Genomic DNA, 15434 nt, shown 5'->3' on the forward strand with positions numbered 1-15434 from the left:
TTTAACGTTCTGTTGATCTCTGTCGGTCTGTGGGGGCTGTTGCCCGAAGCGTTGCACAATTTGTGCCGATATCGTTCTCTCAGCCTCCCTTGAATCGGGCGACAAGGCGGTGAGAGTCACCGGGATAGAGCAGCCGCACCGCGGTGATCGTGCGCGCGCTACGCCAGGTGTAGCGGTCGATCACGAGGCAGGGCGCGCCGACGGAAATGTCGAGCGCTTTCGCCGTGCGATCATCCGCGATAATGGCGCTGATCGTATGCTCGGCCTCTGTCCATGGGACATGATGAAGCAGCCATGAGCCCGGCGGCTCGCGCGAGAAATCCGCCGTCGCAGCATTTGGCACGGACGCGAGATCGATCAGCCGGTCCTCGATCGCAAAGGGCACATTGTCGGCGCTGTGACGGCAGGCGATCGCGACCACCTTGCCGGCCTTCTTGACGCCAAGACGCTCGCGGTCGGCAGCGGTCGCGGCGCGCAGCTTGCGGCTGATCAACTCGTAGCCGTAGCCGCGGCCAAGGGCGGTGATCTCGGCGCGCATGTCGGCAATCTTGAGCACCGCAGACTGGTGCTGCGGCCGCCGCACGAAAGAGCCGGCACGGCGCCGCCGCTCGATCAGGTCGGCCTGCGCGAGCTCCGACAGCGCCTTGTTCACCGTCATGCGCGAGCAGCCGTAACGTGCGACCAGTTCGTGCTCGAATGGAATGCGATGGCCCGGCGGCCATTCGCCGGTCAGGATCCGCTTTTCGATGTCGGCGCGGATCCGCTTGTAGAGCGTCGGCTGGTCGGCGGCATCAGTCGCGAGGCTCATGCGACGAGCCTCCGCACCGATGCGTTGAAGCGTTCGCGCGCGGACCGGCGCAATCGATGCTGCCCGCCTTCAACGACCTTGTTGCCGCCGGCCCAGACGCAATCAATCGCGCCGTGGCCTGCTGCAAAGATCCAGCCGTCGATCACCGAGTCGCGCGCACGGCCCGCCAGCGACGGATGCGCGGCGTCTAGCGTGACGATGTCGGCACGCGCGCCCGGCGTGAGGCCCGCAATCGGCTGCGCCAGCGCCCGAGCGCCGCCCGCAAGGGCATCGTCGAATAGTGTGCGCCCCGTCGAGCGGCCGGCGCCGCCGGACAGCACGTTGCGCGCGCGATGCTTGAGCCGTTGGCCATATTCAAGCTGACGCAGCTCGTCGGTGACGCCGACCAGCACGTTGGAATCGGTGCCGACACCAAACGCGCCACCGGCATCGAGGAACTCGCGCGCCGGAAAGATGCCGTCGCCGAGGCTCGCTTCGGTGACAGGGCAGAGACCCGCGACCGCGCCGGTCTTCGCGAATGCACTGACTTCCTCGTCCGTCATGTGGGTCGCGTGAATGAGGCACCAACGTTGATCGACCGGCGCATATTCAAGAAGCCATTGCACCGGGCGCCGGCCCGACCACGCCAGGCAATCCTCGACTTCCTTCACCTGCTCAGCGGCATGAATGTGCACCGGCCCGCCTACGGCGAGCGGAATGATTGCCGCGAGCTCGTCCGGCGCCACCGCGCGCAGACTGTGCGGCGCGATGCCGATATTGGCGCCCGGCAATGCCGCGATGGTCTTGCGCGAGGCAGCCATCAGCGTGGCGAACTGATCGACCGAGCAGATGAAGCGGCGCTGGCCTTCATGCGGCGCGATGCCGCCGAAGGAGCCGTGCGCATAAAAACTCGGCAGCAGCGTCAGGCCGATGCTAGAGGCTTCAGCAGCTTGCGCGATGCGTGCGGCCATCTCGGCCGGATCGGCGTAGGGCGAGCCGTCACGATCGTGATGCAGATAATGGAATTCGCCGACGCGGGTAAAACCCTGCTCAAGCATCTCGACATAAAGCAGCGTCGCAACAGCCGTGACATCGTCCGGCGTCATCGCCAGGGCGAAGCGATACATCGCCTCGCGCCAGGTCCAGAATGTATCGGTCGAGTTGCCGCGCAGTTCGGCAAGTCCCGCCATGCCGCGCTGGAAAGCGTGGCAGTGCAGGCTCGCAAGTCCCGGAAGCGCGATGACGTGGCGCTCGTCGCCCGCGGCCGGCGCTACGCCCGGCGTCACCTCCGCGATCGCGCCGGCGGTGATGACCACCTGCACGTCATTGGCCCAGCCCGAGGGCAGGAGCGCGGAGGCGAAATGCAGTCGGGACATGATGACACGCCGGCTGGACAGAACCGCCTTACGATTATATGGGCAGACATATAAGTCAAGCATCCCGGGGCGCAGGCACCTCGCGAAGGACACTGGCATGGCAGAGCGCTTCGACCGGATCTGGCACAACGCCCGGCTCGCCACGATGCGGGCCAACCGTCCCGATCTCGGCGAGATCGAGCATGGCGTGATCGCCGAACGCGGCGGCCATATCGTCTATGCCGGTACAGCTGCGGATTTCCCGGCGGATGCGGACGCTATCCAGCGGATCGACTGCGAAGACCGCTGGATCACGCCGGGCCTCGTCGACTGCCACACCCATCTCGTCTATGGCGGCAACCGCGCGCACGAATTCGAGCTGCGCCTGAAAGGCGCGAGCTATGAGGAGATCGCGCGCGCCGGCGGCGGTATCGTCTCCACGGTGGCCGCGACGCGCAAAGCGAGCGAAGCCGGGCTGGTCGCGAACGCATTGCCACGGCTCGACGCGCTGATCGGCGAAGGCGCCACCACGATCGAGATCAAGTCCGGCTATGGCCTCGACGCCGAAACCGAGATGCGCCAGCTGGCGGCCGCGCGCGGTCTCGGCCGCCAGCGGAAAATTGCGGTCCGCACGTCATTCCTCGGTGCGCACGCGCTGCCGATTGAGGCCGACGGCGACAAGGATCGCTATATCGATCTCGTCTGCAACGAGATGCTGTCGGCCGTCGCAAAAGCGGGCCTTGCTGATGCCGTTGATGCCTTTATGGAAGGCATCGCGTTCTCGGCCGAGCAGACGGCGCGGGTGTTCGAGGCGGCGAGGGCGCTTGGGCTGCCGGTCAAGCTCCATGCCGATCAGCTCTCGAACCTCGGCGGCGCGGCACTCGCGGCAAAATTCTCCGCGCTCTCCGCCGATCATTTAGAGCATACCGACGAAGCCGGCGCTGCCGCGATGGCGCAGGCCGGAACGGTGGCTGTGCTGCTGCCCGGCGCGTTCTACTTCATCCGTGAGACGCAGAAGCCCCGGTCGAGGCCTTTCGCAGGCACGGCGTCGCCATGGCGCTCGCGACGGACTGCAATCCCGGCAGCTCGCCGCTGACCTCGCTGCTGCTCGCCGTGAACATGGGTGCGACGCTATTCCGGATGACTGTCGCCGAATGCCTGGCTGGCATCACCCGTGAAGGCGCGCGGGCGCTCGGCGTGCTCGATGAGACCGGCACGCTCGAAGCCGGCAAGTGGTGCGATCTCGCGATCTGGGACATCGAGCGTCCCGCCGAACTCGTCTACCGCATCGGCTTTAACCCGCTGTATCGCCGGGTGTGGAGGGGCGAATGACCGGGCAGGGCGCAGCGATCGTCGTCAAGCCGGGAGCGGCCAGCCTCGACGACCTCGCGCGCGTGCTGGCAGGTGCGCCCGTGATACTCGATGCCGGGTTCTGGCCGCGCGTCGAGGCGGCCGCGGAGATCGTTGCGGAGGCCGCGCAGGCCGCAGCGCCCGTCTATGGCATCAACACCGGCTTCGGGAAGCTGGCGTCGAAGCGAATTCCGCCGGACCAGACCGCGGTGCTCCAGCGCAACCTCATCGTGTCGCATTGCTGCGGTGTCGGTCCGGCCACGCCGGAGCCGATCGTGCGCCTGATGATGGCGCTGAAGATCGTCTCGCTTGGCCGCGGCGCCTCCGGCGTACGCCGCGAGGTGATCGAGCAGCTTCAGGACATGCTGGCACGGGTGTGTATCCGCTGGTGCCCCAGCAGGGCTCGGTCGGCGCCTCCGGCGATCTCGCGCCGCTTGCGCATATGACGGCGGTGATGATCGGCGATGGGCAGGCAATCGTCGACGGCAAGACTGTGTCGGGCAGTGAGGCCCTCGCTGCGGCCGGTCTCGCGCCGCTGACGCTCGGCCCCAAGGAGGGCCTCGCGCTGATTAACGGCACGCAGTTCTCGACGGCCTATGCCATTGCCGGTGTGCTGCGCGCATTTGGCCTGCTGCGCGCAGCCCTTGTCACCGGCGCCTTGTCGGTCGATGCGGCGATGGCCTCGACGGCGCCGTTCCGCCCCGAGATCCAGGCGCTCCGCGGTCATCCCGGGCAGATCGCCGCGGCTGCGGCTCTGACTGCGCTGCTCGACGGCAGCGACATCCGCCTGTCCCATCTCGAGGGCGACGAGCGCGTGCAGGATCCTTATTGCCTGCGCTGCCAGCCGCAAGTCGCGGGCGCCGCGCTCGACCTGATCACGCAGGCCGCGCGCACGCTGATCACCGAGGCCAACGCTGTCACCGACAATCCGCTGGTGCTGGTCGACACCGGCGAGATCGTCTCCGGCGGCAATTTCCACGCCGAGCCGGTCGCCTTTGCCGCCGATACGATCGCGCTGGCGCTGTCGGAAATCGGAGCGATCAGCGAGCGGCGCATCGCGACGCTGGTTGATCCCGCGCTCAATTTTGGCCTGCCGCCGTTCCTCACCCCCGATCCCGGTATCAATTCCGGCTTCATGATTGCCGAGGTGACGGCCGCCGCACTCTACGCCGAGAACAAGCAGCGTGCGGCGGCCTGCTCGATCGATTCGACGCCGACCAGCGCCAACCAGGAAGACCACGTCTCGATGGCCGCGCATGCCGCGCGGCGGCTCTCTGATATGGCCGACAATCTCGCCGCCATCCTGGGCATCGAGCTTCTGGTCGCCGCGCAAGGCATCACGCTGCGCGCACCGCATGCGACCAGCGCGCCGCTCGTCGCTGTCATCGCGGCGCTGCGTGAGCAGGTGCCCGCGCTCGCCGCCGACCGCTACATGGCCGGCGATCTCGCCAAGGCCGCCGCGCTGATCGAAGCCGATGCGCTGCCGGCCGCGGCGCTCACGGCACTTCCAACCGATCCGTTTCCGAGACTTGACTAAGGGGTGTTCCGCATGAACCGCCGACTGGACAATGACCGCACCATCCGTGCCCCCTCGCGGCAGCGACATCAGCGCCAAGAGCTGGCTGACGGAAGCACCGCTGCGCATGCTGATGAACAATCTCGATCCTGATGTCGCGGAGCGCCCGAGCGAGCTCGTCGTCTATGGCGGCATCGGCCGCGCCGCGCGCGACTGGGAGAGCTTTGACCGGATCATAGCCGCGTTGCGCAAGCTTGAGAATGACCAAACGCTGCTGGTTCAGTCCGGCAAGCCGGTCGGCGTATTCCGTACCCATGCCGATGCCCCGCGCGTGCTGATCGCGAACTCCAACATCGTGCCGCATTGGGCGACGCTTGATCATTTCAACGAGCTCGATCGCCTGGGCCTGATGATGTACGGCCAGATGACCGCGGGTTCCTGGATCTATATCGGCAGCCAGGGCATCGTGCAGGGCACCTACGAGACCTTCGTCGAGGTCGGCCGCCGCCACTATGGCGGCAGTCTTGCCGGCAAATGGATCCTCACCGCTGGCCTCGGCGGCATGGGCGGCGCGCAACCGCTGGCCGCGACCATGGCCGGCGCCTCGATGCTCGCGGTCGAATGCCAGCCGAGCCGCATCGAGATGCGGCTGCGCACCGGCTATCTCGATCGTCAGGCCGCAACGCTCGATGAAGCGCTGGCGATCATGGCGGAGGCGGAGAAAACGAAGAAGGCGGTCTCGGTCGGCTTGCTCGGAAATGCCGCGGAGATTTTTCCGGAGCTGGTGCGCCGCGGCGTCAAGCCCGACATCGTCACCGACCAGACCAGCGCGCATGATCCGATCAACGGCTACTTGCCGAAGGACTGGACACTGGCCGATTGGGAAGCCAAGCGGGCGTCCGATCCGAAGGCGGTGGAGCGTGCGTCGAAGACATCGATGGTCGAGCACGTTCAGGCCATGCTGGATTTCCACGCGCTGGGAATCCCGACGCTCGACTATGGCAACAACATCCGCCAGATGGCGCAGGACATGGGCCTGAAGAACGCCTTCGATTTCCCCGGCTTCGTGCCCGCCTATATCCGTCCCCTGTTCTGCCGCGGTGTCGGGCCGTTCCGCTGGGCCGCGCTGTCAGGCGATCCCGAGGACATCTTCAGGACCGACGCCAAGGTCAAGGAGCTGATGCCTGACGACAAGCATCTGCACAATTGGCTCGACATGGCACGGGAGCGCATCAAGTTCCAGGGCCTGCCGGCGCGGATATGCTGGGTCGGTCTTGGTGATCGTCATCGCCTTGGCCTTGCTTTCAACGAGATGGTCGCGCGCGGCGAGTTGAAGGCGCCGATCGTGATCGGCCGCGATCATCTCGACAGCGGCTCGGTGGCAAGCCCGAACCGCGAGACCGAGGCGATGAAGGACGGATCGGATGCGGTGTCCGACTGGCCCTTGCTCAACGCGCTGCTCAACTGCGCCAGCGGTGCGACCTGGGTCTCGCTGCATCACGGCGGCGGCGTCGGCATCGGCTATTCGCAGCACGCCGGCATGGTGATCGTCGCCGACGGCACGCCGGAGGCCGCCAGGCGCATCGAGCGCGTGCTCTGGAACGATCCGGCCAGCGGCGTCATGCGCCATGCCGATGCGGGGTACGACATCGCGATCGACTGCGCCCGTGCCAAGGGGTTGGAGCTGCCGAGCCTGCCGAAGTAGCGGCAGCCGTCACTTCGCCGGTTGAAGCGCGGCTGTCTGCTTGGCGAGCTGCTTGTCGAAATCCTCCGACAGGCCTGTGGCGTAGGTCACGAGTTCACCGGGCTTCACGAAGGGATTCGGCGTCTCGCTCTTGATCTGCTGCGCGCGCTTGTCCTGCATGCCGTAGACCTCGGGATGCGGCCCGAGCAGTACGTCGACCTTCATCGCCTTGGCCTTGGCGAAGGTCGCGCGGTAGTCGTCGACGATGCCGGGATAGGTCGGCTGGCCGACCAGCCGGTTCAACGCCACGGTGCCGCTGCAGAAGAACAGCACCTGGCGGTCCTGGCCGCCGTCCTTGACCGTCATCTCCCAGCTGGTGCAGCCCGGCGAATGGCCGGGTGTCTCATGCGCCGTCAGCGTGGTGTCGCCGAGCGTAACCTTGTCGCCTTCTTTCACCGTGCGATCGACCTTCACCGGGGCAAAGCCGAGGTCCGCGTTCTTCTCGTCCCCCGGATAGTAGCCACCTTCGAGCAGCGGCTTGTCGCGCTCGCCCGCGACAAGCTGCGCGCCGCTGTCCTTCTTGATCTCGGCAAAGCCGCCGGTGTGATCGAGATGGGCGTGGCTGTTGAGGATGTATTTGATGTCGGCGACCTTGAAGCCGAGCTTGGCGATGTGGTCCTTGATCATGCCGGTCGACTGCGGCATCGCAGTGTCCATCAGGATCAGGCCCTGCGACGTCTTGATGACATAGACGGCGATGCCGTCGGTGCCGACATAATAGATGTTGTCGATGAGCTGGAATGGCTCGAACGGCGCCGTCCACTTCACCATCACTGCCGCCAGGAAGTCTTTGATGGTCTGGGCCTGCGCGGCAGGTGCGAAGAATGCCAGGGCGCACAGCGCGGCCGTGAGCTTTCTCATGGATTGTCCTCCCGATTTTTGTTGTCGTTGCGACCGCAGGTGACACCCGCGGATCGACCAGCCGCACGCTAAATGCTGCGCGACGGAGCAGCAACGGTCTGATGCTCGAAAAATTGCGCGTCATGCCCGGAATAACGGTCGATGTCCGATTTGAGCATGGCGGCGATCGCTGCACTGTGCCCATCGGGTTTGACCGCGTGCGAGCTGGTCGCCATACTTTGCGTCAAGACGACCAGCAAGGACTCGTCAGCACCGGGAGCTGAAATGACCAAATCATTGTCCGTCCTCACGGGGACGCTGATGTCCCTTGTCTCCTTGACTTCGACAGCCTTCGCGCAACCGGCCTGCGTCACCCAGAACATGGCCGTGCCGCCGGGCGCCAACACCACCGACAAGGCGGCGCCGTTCTTCATCGACACCACCGGCCTCGACTTCAAGACGGCGCCGCCGACGCGCGATCCCTCCAATCCCAACTATCCCCGCGCGACCGAGCTGCCTGATGGCACGCTGCCGCCGCCAGGCGCCGAGGGCAATTTCATCATCGGCCCCACCCATAATCCGGCGCCCGAGACCATCGCAAAAGAGAGCGTGCCGCGCGGCACGACAAAATCCTTCACGCTCTCGTCGAAGGACAGCACGATCTACAATCCCGGCCTGATCCGCGACGACGTCGCCGGCTGCACCAATTCCTCGATCATGACGACCGTGACCGCGCCGGACGACAAGTCGCACATGATCGTCACCACCAGTCATCCCGGCATCTGGTCGCGCACGATCGACGTCTATGTGCCGGCGCAATACGTCCCCGGTACCGAGGCGCCTTTCATCGTGATCGGCGACGGCGGCTCTGCCGCGTACAAGGATCTCCCGACCACGCTCGACAATCTGATTGCGCAGCGCCGTGTGCCGCCGATGGTCGCGATCCAGATCGGCAATGGCGGGCAGGACGCGCAGGGCAGCCAGCGCGGCCGCGAATATGACGCGGTGTCGGGCGCCTATGCGCAGTTCGTCGAGCGCGAGGTGCTGCCGCTTGTCGAGCAGAACGCCGGCGTCAAGCTCACCAGGAACCCCGAAGGACGCGCGACCATGGGGCTAAGCTCGAGCGGTGTGGCAGCCTTCACCATGGCCTGGTTCTATCCCGATCTCTATCACCGCGTGCTGGCGTTCTCGCCGACCATGGTCAACCAGCAATGGCCACACGATCCATCACTGCGTGGCGGCGCGTGGGAATATCACAGCGCCTGGACGGGGCCGACGGGTCCGAACCTGATCTCGAAGGCGGGCGTGCTGACGCCGGCCGAGCCGCCCGGTGTGCCGCTGATCGTCGCCGCGCCGACCAAGCCGATCCGCTTCTGGTATTTTGGCGGCGATCAGGACCTGTTCTATCCCAACCCCACCATTCCCGACGGCATGCATGACTGGACGTTGTCGAATGCACTGATGGCGAAGGTGCTGGCGGCGAAGGGCTATCATTACCAGTTTCTGTTCGTGCGCAACGCCAAGCACGTCGATCGTCCCACGATCGCGCAAACGCTGCCTTCGGCGCTGGAATGGGTCTGGAAGGGCTATCCGATCCCTTGAGTGGTCGCAGAAAGATCAGGCGAGGGCGGCCTGACGTTGTCGCACCGGCTCGCGGGCGCGATCGGCCCCACGCGGCTCGGCGAGCCGGGTGAAGCTGCGCTGGCTCGCATGCACGGGTGCCTCGACGATCACGCCTTCGCAGACGATCTGGCCGCCGAGCATCCTGAATTCGAGCTTGTCGTAGCGCGGCATCGTCTCGCCGGGCTCGGGCGGCAGCAGTCCGATGCGCCCCTGGATATTCAGCGCGGCATCGCCGGTGCCGTGAAGCCGCGGATTCCACATCCTGATCCCGGTCTCGGCCCAGCGTTGCCGGATCAGTGCGGCGCGATCGGCGGGCTCCACGACCTTTGCACGGGGCTTCGGCGCGTCGGCGATCGTCTCTTCTGCGACAACGGCTGCGACGGACGGAAGATCGTTGGCGACGACCGGCTCGATCTCTGCGGCGACGCTGGGAGCGGTCTCGCTATCGATGCTGGTCTCGGCGACGACAGGCGCGGGGACCTCGGCGTCGGCTACGACAACGCGCGTCTCATCGACGGCAACCGGTTCGATCTCCACGGAAGCGACGAATGCGGGTTCGTCAGTGACGAACTCGGAGGGCTCGACCGAAACCGTCTTCGCGGCAGGCGCAATGAAGACCAGCTCATCAAGGACTGGCTCGACATCGGCCGGAAGTTCCGGAGATGAATCGCTGATGCTTGGGGGCTCAGGCGCCGCGACGGCTTCGAGGGTCGAGATCGGGGCCTCTTCGACGACGTCGGGTTCAACATCGGTCGGGAGTTCCGCAGGCGGATCACCGCTGATGACTTCGGGCGCGTCGACCGTCTCGCTCGCAACACCAACCGAAGAGGTCGAAACTTCTTCCTCGATGACCGGCTCTTCATCCGCGGGGATCGGCGCCACGTCGAGACTACCGCTGTGCGGCAGGGGCCGAAGCCGGTTGAACGCCCATTTCACCGCGGGAATGCGGCTCAGCAACGATATCAGTCTCGAAAGCACTGGGAGTTGTCCAAGAGGTACTCAGGCCGTAGGCAACCGCTGATTCGTCAGCAATGTGAAAAACTGCCCCGGCCGTCACACCGCTGTCAATCTTGACGGGACCAATTGCAGAACATCTGCGCATCGTCGCGTGCCACAGCCTTCATTCGAAATGCATCGATGCGAGTGGATCTTCGATGCGATCGGGCTGGTGCGTTGGTGCAAGCGGGATGGCTGCGCGGTCGGTCTTGCGGATGTGCGGACGCGCGAGGGCGTGCTTTTGGACCAGCGCCATGGTGAGCGCTTCGCATTCCGCCTGCTCGCCGCCCCACGTGCAGTGGATGCTTGACGACTGCCCGGGCCAGGCCTGCGCCGGGCCGGCGATCGCAAGCGACAAAATGATCCGCAAGGCCGCGACGATGCTTGTCTTTGTCATGGGACGCTCCAAACCGTTCTATCGAATGGATCGGGCGAAGCGGGCGATATTCCGCGCCGCTCCATGATCGTGCGGCAACTCACGCGAGGTTCAACGGCCGTGAGGCAGGCGTGAGGACGCTCCCTTCGAACCCAGGCCCCTGATCCTGCGCCGAACGTCGAGCTTTCCTGCGTCATCCTTCCCGACTAACTTGCAACGTCTAGGGGCGTAAGGACGACGCAATGAAAAAGCTTGCCGCCATCGCAGCGATTCTGGTCTGGTCGACAAGTGCACTGGCGCAAGACCGCAGCATTACCGTGGCCTCGACGACATCGACGGAACAGTCGGGCCTGTTCGGCTATCTGCTGCCGCTGTTCTCGAAGGCCGAAGGCATCGAGGTGAAGGTCGTGGCCGTCGGCACCGGCCAGGCGCTGGACATCGGACGGCGCGGCGATGCCGATGTGGTGTTCGTCCATGATAGGGCCGCCGAAGACAAGTTCATGTCCGAGGGGCGGGGCGTAAAGCGTTTTGATGTCATGTACAACGATTTCATCATCGTCGGCCCGAAGAGCGATCCCGCAAAAATCGCCGGCGACAAGGACGTCGCTGACGCCCTGCGCAGAATCGCGGCGTCAAAGGCGCCGTTCATTTCGCGCGGCGACAAGTCCGGCACGCATGCGGCCGAGCTGAGATTGTGGAAGGAGGCCGGCGTCGATGTCGCGATCGGCAAGGACAGCTGGTACCGCGAGATCGGCCAGGGCATGGGCCCGGCACTCAACATGGCGTCGTCGTCGAACGCCTACCTTCTGTCAGACCGCGGCACCTGGCTGGCATTCAAGAACCGCGGCGAGCTCGCGATCCTGACTGAGGGCGACAAGCGGCTGTTCAATCAGTACGGCGTCATGCTGGTCAATCCGGACAAGCATCCGAACGTGAAGGCGAAGGACGGGCAAGCCTTCATCGACTGGCTGATTTCGCCCAGGGGGCAGGACGCGATCGCCGGCTACAAGGTCGGTGGCGAGCAGCTATTTTTCCCCAACGCGTCCCACTAGCAGGAAGGCGAGGGTCGAGACCGCCACGCTGAGCGCGAGCAGGATCAGCCCGAGCCCGAGCGCCAGCGGCAGGTCGCCCTTGCTGGTCTCCAGCGCGATCGCGGTGGTCATCGTGCGGGTAAAGCCACGAATGTTGCCGCCGACAATGATGATGGCGCCGACTTCGGCGATGGCGCGCCCGAACGCCGCGAGAAAGGCCGTCAGCAGCGAGGTCCGGCCGAGTGCGAACAGCAGGCCGATGCTGCGCAGCGTCGATAGTCCGTCGATCCGCGCGAGGTCGCCATATTCCGCCCACAGCAGGCTCGCCGGCCGGTGCACCAGCGCGACCACGATCGGCGTCGCCAGCAGCGTCTGTGCGATCACCATCGCCGTCGGCGTGAACAGCAGCCCGGCGGCGCCGAACGGACCGGACCGCGACAGCAGAAGATAGAGCGCCAGTCCGACCACGACCGGCGGCAGGCCAAGCAGCGCATTGGTCAGCACGATGACGACCTGTCGTCCCCGGAAGCGGATGATCGCAAGCAAGGCTCCGAACGGCGCGCCGATCAGCAGTGCGACGACGCCGGCCGTCAGGCTGACACGCACCGACAGGGCGACAATGCCGAGCAGCTCGGGATCGGCTTCGCCAATCAGCGTAAAGGCAGCCACGATGGATCGTGCGAAGTCGTTCATCCGGCTTGACGCCCCGGTGCAGGGTCGAATGTCCTGGAATGATCGATGTCGTGGCTGCGAAGTTGTTTCACACTGGTTCCCGCCGTTCGTGCGAAGCACTCTAGTTATCGCGAGCTCCCGATTGTCAAGCCGTCATCATCAAAATATTCCACTTTACCGAAATTCGGAATCGGCGTATGTGTTGTTTCATCTTACCCGGCACGAGGGACGGATCGCGAGTCGTCCGGTACGTGGGTGAGTTGCGGCGAACGCGGGCGCGTCGGCACGCAAAGGGCCAACCGGCTCCTCGTCGCCATCTTTTCGCAAGGCGACGGAGGCCAAAGGAATTCGGCTCCGGGGAGGGCACGGCGTAGTCAAACCACTCGCGCGGGGAAGGTCGGGATCGCACAGCGGACCGCGGGTGCCAGCCGGCGCCCGGCCTTCCCTTCGCCCTCGGCAATCCCGGGGGCGAAACGAGCCGCAAAACTCGGGCCAAAACGGTCGCGAGACCGCGAAATCATGCCCTTTGCCAGCGGAATGGCGACTTTATTCTCGCCACGGATGCTTTAAGGAAGAGCCTGGATGCGGCGCAGCGCTCTGGCGTCCGCGGATCGAAATTCAGTTCAAACCGGGCACGCTGCCGCAGAGGCCGGGCTCGCCCAGCGAGAAGGACGTCAGGCTATGATCAATACCGTTGGCATCATCGGAGCAGGCACCATGGGCAACGGCATCGCCCAGATCTGCGCCGCGGCCGGGCTTTCGGTCGTGATGGTCGACATCTCCGATGCGGCGGTGAATCGCGGCATTTCGACCGTCGGCGGCAGCCTCGAGCGTCTGGTCAAGAAGGAGAAGATGTCGGCGGCCGATCGCGAGGCGACCCTCAAGCGCATCACCGGCACCACCGACCGCGCCAAACTTTCCGATTGCGATCTCGTCATCGAGGCCGCGACCGAGAACGAGGAGCTCAAGGTCAAGATCCTGAAGGACCTCTGCGCCACGCTGTCGCCGCGCACGCTGGTTGCGACCAACACCTCGTCGATCTCGATCACCAAGCTTGCCGCCGCGACCGATCGCCCCGATCGCTTCATCGGCATGCACTTCTTCAATCCGGTTCCGGTGATGGCGCTGCTAGAACTGATCCGCGGCCTGCAGACTTCGGACGACACCCACGCCCAAGCGCTCGATTTCGCACAGCGCGTTGGCAAGGTGGCGATCACGGCCAAGAACAGCCCTGGCTTCGCCGTCAACCGTATCCTGTGCCCGATGATCAACGAGGCAATTTTCGCGCTCCAGGAGGGCATTGCGACCGCGGAGGAAATCGACGCCGGCATGAAGCTCGGCTGCAACCATCCGATCGGGCCGCTCGCGCTGGCCGATCTCGTCGGTCTCGACACCATGTTGTCGGTGATGGAGGTCTTTTATAAGGGCTTTAATGACCCTAAATACCGTCCGGCCCCCTTGCTCAAGGAAATGGTCGATGCCGGCCATCTCGGCCGCAAGACCGGGCAGGGCTTTTACACTTACGGCGCCTGATCTGGCGCGGGCGGCGGGCTTGAGCGCCCGCTGCCCAATCCCGCAATTTGCGCTGCGACAAAGCCGTCGCGTGCAATTGGTCCGACAGTGTCGAACGGGCGGCTCGCGGGAACAACGAAACGGAAAGCAAAGGACATGTCGGATCGACTCAAGGCCGAGCGGGAAGCTGCGGCCGAACGGCGGAACCTGCTGACCCGGGACGCGATCGAGCGCACCGGGATCACCGAGGAGATGATTGGGGAACTCGTCACCCGTTTCTATGGGCGCGTCCGTGAGGACGCGCTGCTCGGACCGGTGTTCGCGATCGTGCAGAACTGGGACGAGCATCTCGAGAAGCTCAAGGGGTTCTGGTCGTCGGTGGTGCTGATGAGCGGCCGTTATCATGGCTCGCCGATGCGGGCGCATATGCCGTTGAGCCTGGTCGGTGATCATTTCGACCGCTGGCTCGATTTGTTCGAGCAGACCGCGCGCGAAGTTTGCCCGCCGTCGGCGGCAGCCCTCTTCATCGACAGGGCGCGACGCATCGCCGACAGTTTCGAGATGGCGTCGGCCACCGTCGCTGGCCGCATCGCGGCGCCGCGTCACGTGCTGAGGTCATGACAACCGCCGAGCGGCCTGCAAAGCATGCAGCTGAATTGCTTCCAGCTTGCGCGGCAATAAAGGGCATTGCACCATTCCAACATCATTGGTCTGATCTGCAAAATCATCATGCCGATCGCGCGACGTGACGTTGAAATGTCAAAACCCATTTGAATGCGCTCAATCGTGCTCAATCAAAGCGGGCAAAGCCATATTGATGCACTGCGGCGCCAATTCTTCGCCTTCATTTCGGCAGAGTTCCAGCGCCTGCTACTGGAATGTCGCGCGTAGCATTCAGTGTCACTTCATCATCCCTCGACAGCACCGCGGAACCTGAAGCCGATGCAGGCACAGAGCAAACGCGGCGAACGCTGCTGCTCGGTGCGCTCGTCACCACCGCTTGTCTCGGCTGTTCCGCGCCCGTGCGGGCGGGCGAAGATCCGCCCGGGTCCGACGAGCGGCCGCAGAAGGGGGACGTGCTCGTGTTCTCTGAGGGAGACAGTGAAGGAAAGCTCATCAAAGCGGCTGATCTGAGGAGGGCGGCCCGCCGGTGCATGCCTGGCCGCAGGATCCCAAGACGTCTGTGGTGCGCAATGCCTCGCGGCTCAACGAGCTTCTGATCATCCGGCTCGATCCGGCCGAGCTCGACGAGCAGACGCGCGCGCGTGCCGTCGACGGCATCCTCGCCTATTCGGCGATCTGCGCTCATGCCGGCTGTCCCGTCACCGCCTGGGTCAAGAGCGATGTCGGCGACAAGGAGGTGTTCAAGTGCATGTGCCACAACTCCGAATACGATCCCCGCGCGGGCGCACAGGTGGTGTTCGGACCGGCGCCGCGGCGGCTCGCTGCGCTGCCGCTGGCGCTCGCCGACGGTTCGCTCAGCGTTGCGGGTAGCTTCATCGGAAAGGTAGGTGGCGCGCAGCCGGGATGACGGACGTGCGGGTCGTGCCCGCGTCACGAGAGGCCGCATCCGCCGAGGGGCGGACGTCGGGACGAACGACAAGAATTCAGAACAAGAATTCAAACGGATGA

At 65.0% G+C, this 15434-nt stretch carries 11 protein-coding genes and 4 pseudogenes; 8 read left to right on the forward strand and 7 right to left on the reverse strand.

The features are described 5' to 3' along the window. Nucleotides 1–79 precede the first annotated feature (79 nt). Both hutC and ACTGJ9_RS17465 read right to left on the reverse strand, forming a co-directional pair. On the reverse strand, nt 80–808 hold the full coding sequence (gene hutC, locus ACTGJ9_RS17460) for a histidine utilization repressor (RefSeq protein ID WP_456678049.1): 729 nt from the start codon (nt 806–808) through the stop codon (nt 80–82). Next, nucleotides 805–2163 carry a formimidoylglutamate deiminase gene (locus tag ACTGJ9_RS17465; protein ID WP_456678050.1) on the reverse strand — a complete coding sequence of 453 codons (1359 nt, stop codon included), beginning with the start codon at nt 2161–2163 and terminating at the stop codon, nt 805–807. Before ACTGJ9_RS17465 ends, hutC begins: the two co-directional genes overlap by 4 nt. Nucleotides 2164–2260: 97 nt before the next feature. Between ACTGJ9_RS17465 and hutI the strand changes: the two are divergent. The 3 pseudogenes from hutI (at nt 2261) to hutU (ending at nt 6713) form a co-directional block, all read left to right on the forward strand. Further along, nucleotides 2261–3474 (forward strand): annotated as a pseudogene (hutI, locus tag ACTGJ9_RS17470) (imidazolonepropionase). After that, nucleotides 3471–5029 (forward strand): annotated as a pseudogene (gene hutH / locus ACTGJ9_RS17475) (histidine ammonia-lyase). The pseudogenes hutI and hutH overlap by 4 nt, the downstream one beginning before the upstream one ends. Before the next feature lie 12 nt (nt 5030–5041). Further along, nucleotides 5042–6713 (forward strand): annotated as a pseudogene (hutU, locus tag ACTGJ9_RS17480) (urocanate hydratase). 9 nt (nt 6714–6722) lie between these two features. Here the strand turns inward: hutU and blaBJP are convergent. Both blaBJP and ACTGJ9_RS17490 read right to left on the reverse strand, forming a co-directional pair. After that, nucleotides 6723–7613, reverse strand: a complete 891-nt coding sequence (blaBJP, locus tag ACTGJ9_RS17485; RefSeq protein ID WP_456678051.1) for a BJP family subclass B3 metallo-beta-lactamase — start codon at nt 7611–7613, stop codon at nt 6723–6725. Nucleotides 7614–7681: 68 nt separating this feature from the next. Next, complete coding sequence (locus ACTGJ9_RS17490) at nt 7682–7885, reverse strand: hypothetical protein (protein WP_456678052.1); 204 nt, start codon at nt 7883–7885, stop codon at nt 7682–7684. Between ACTGJ9_RS17490 and ACTGJ9_RS17495 the strand changes: the two genes are divergently transcribed. After that, nucleotides 7878–9194, forward strand: coding sequence for an alpha/beta hydrolase (locus ACTGJ9_RS17495; protein ID WP_456678053.1), 1317 nt, complete (start codon nt 7878–7880; stop codon nt 9192–9194). The two genes, ACTGJ9_RS17490 and ACTGJ9_RS17495, sit on opposite strands and share 8 nt — an antisense overlap. Nucleotides 9195–9209: 15 nt before the next feature. Here the strand turns inward: ACTGJ9_RS17495 and ACTGJ9_RS17500 are convergent, their stop codons facing one another. After that, nucleotides 9210–10172, reverse strand: coding sequence for a hypothetical protein (locus ACTGJ9_RS17500; RefSeq protein WP_456678054.1), 963 nt, complete (start codon nt 10170–10172; stop codon nt 9210–9212). Nucleotides 10173–10335: 163 nt separating this feature from the next. After that, entirely contained in the window at nt 10336–10608 is a 273-nt protein-coding gene (locus ACTGJ9_RS17505; protein WP_456678055.1) for a hypothetical protein, read from the reverse strand. Between the two features lie 221 nt (nt 10609–10829). Between ACTGJ9_RS17505 and ACTGJ9_RS17510 the strand changes: the two genes are divergently transcribed. Then, the gene (locus tag ACTGJ9_RS17510; RefSeq protein ID WP_456678056.1) at nt 10830–11639 is read left to right on the forward strand and encodes a substrate-binding domain-containing protein; all 810 of its coding nucleotides are present in this window, start codon (nt 10830–10832) and stop codon (nt 11637–11639) included. Here ACTGJ9_RS17510 and ACTGJ9_RS17515 read toward each other — a convergent pair. Then, a complete protein-coding gene (locus ACTGJ9_RS17515; RefSeq protein ID WP_456678057.1) occupies nt 11613–12311 on the reverse strand; it encodes an ABC transporter permease in 699 nt (232 codons plus the stop codon). The genes ACTGJ9_RS17510 and ACTGJ9_RS17515 overlap by 27 nt on opposite strands. A gap of 660 nt (nt 12312–12971) precedes the next feature. Here ACTGJ9_RS17515 and ACTGJ9_RS17520 point away from each other — a divergent pair. The 3 genes and pseudogenes from ACTGJ9_RS17520 to ACTGJ9_RS17530 all read left to right on the forward strand — a co-directional run bounded on the left by ACTGJ9_RS17520 (nt 12972) and on the right by ACTGJ9_RS17530 (nt 15333). Beyond that, entirely contained in the window at nt 12972–13823 is an 852-nt protein-coding gene (locus ACTGJ9_RS17520) for a 3-hydroxybutyryl-CoA dehydrogenase (RefSeq protein WP_456678058.1), read from the forward strand. 135 nt (nt 13824–13958) lie between these two features. Then, complete coding sequence (locus ACTGJ9_RS17525; RefSeq protein WP_456678059.1) at nt 13959–14423, forward strand: group III truncated hemoglobin; 465 nt, start codon at nt 13959–13961, stop codon at nt 14421–14423. Between the two features lie 257 nt (nt 14424–14680). After that, nucleotides 14681–15333: pseudogene (locus ACTGJ9_RS17530) on the forward strand (QcrA and Rieske domain-containing protein). Nucleotides 15334–15434: the final 101 nt, after the last annotated feature.

It is taken from the genome of Bradyrhizobium sp. RDM12 (assembly GCF_051917485.1).
Classification (GTDB): Bacteria; Pseudomonadota; Alphaproteobacteria; order Rhizobiales; family Xanthobacteraceae; genus Bradyrhizobium.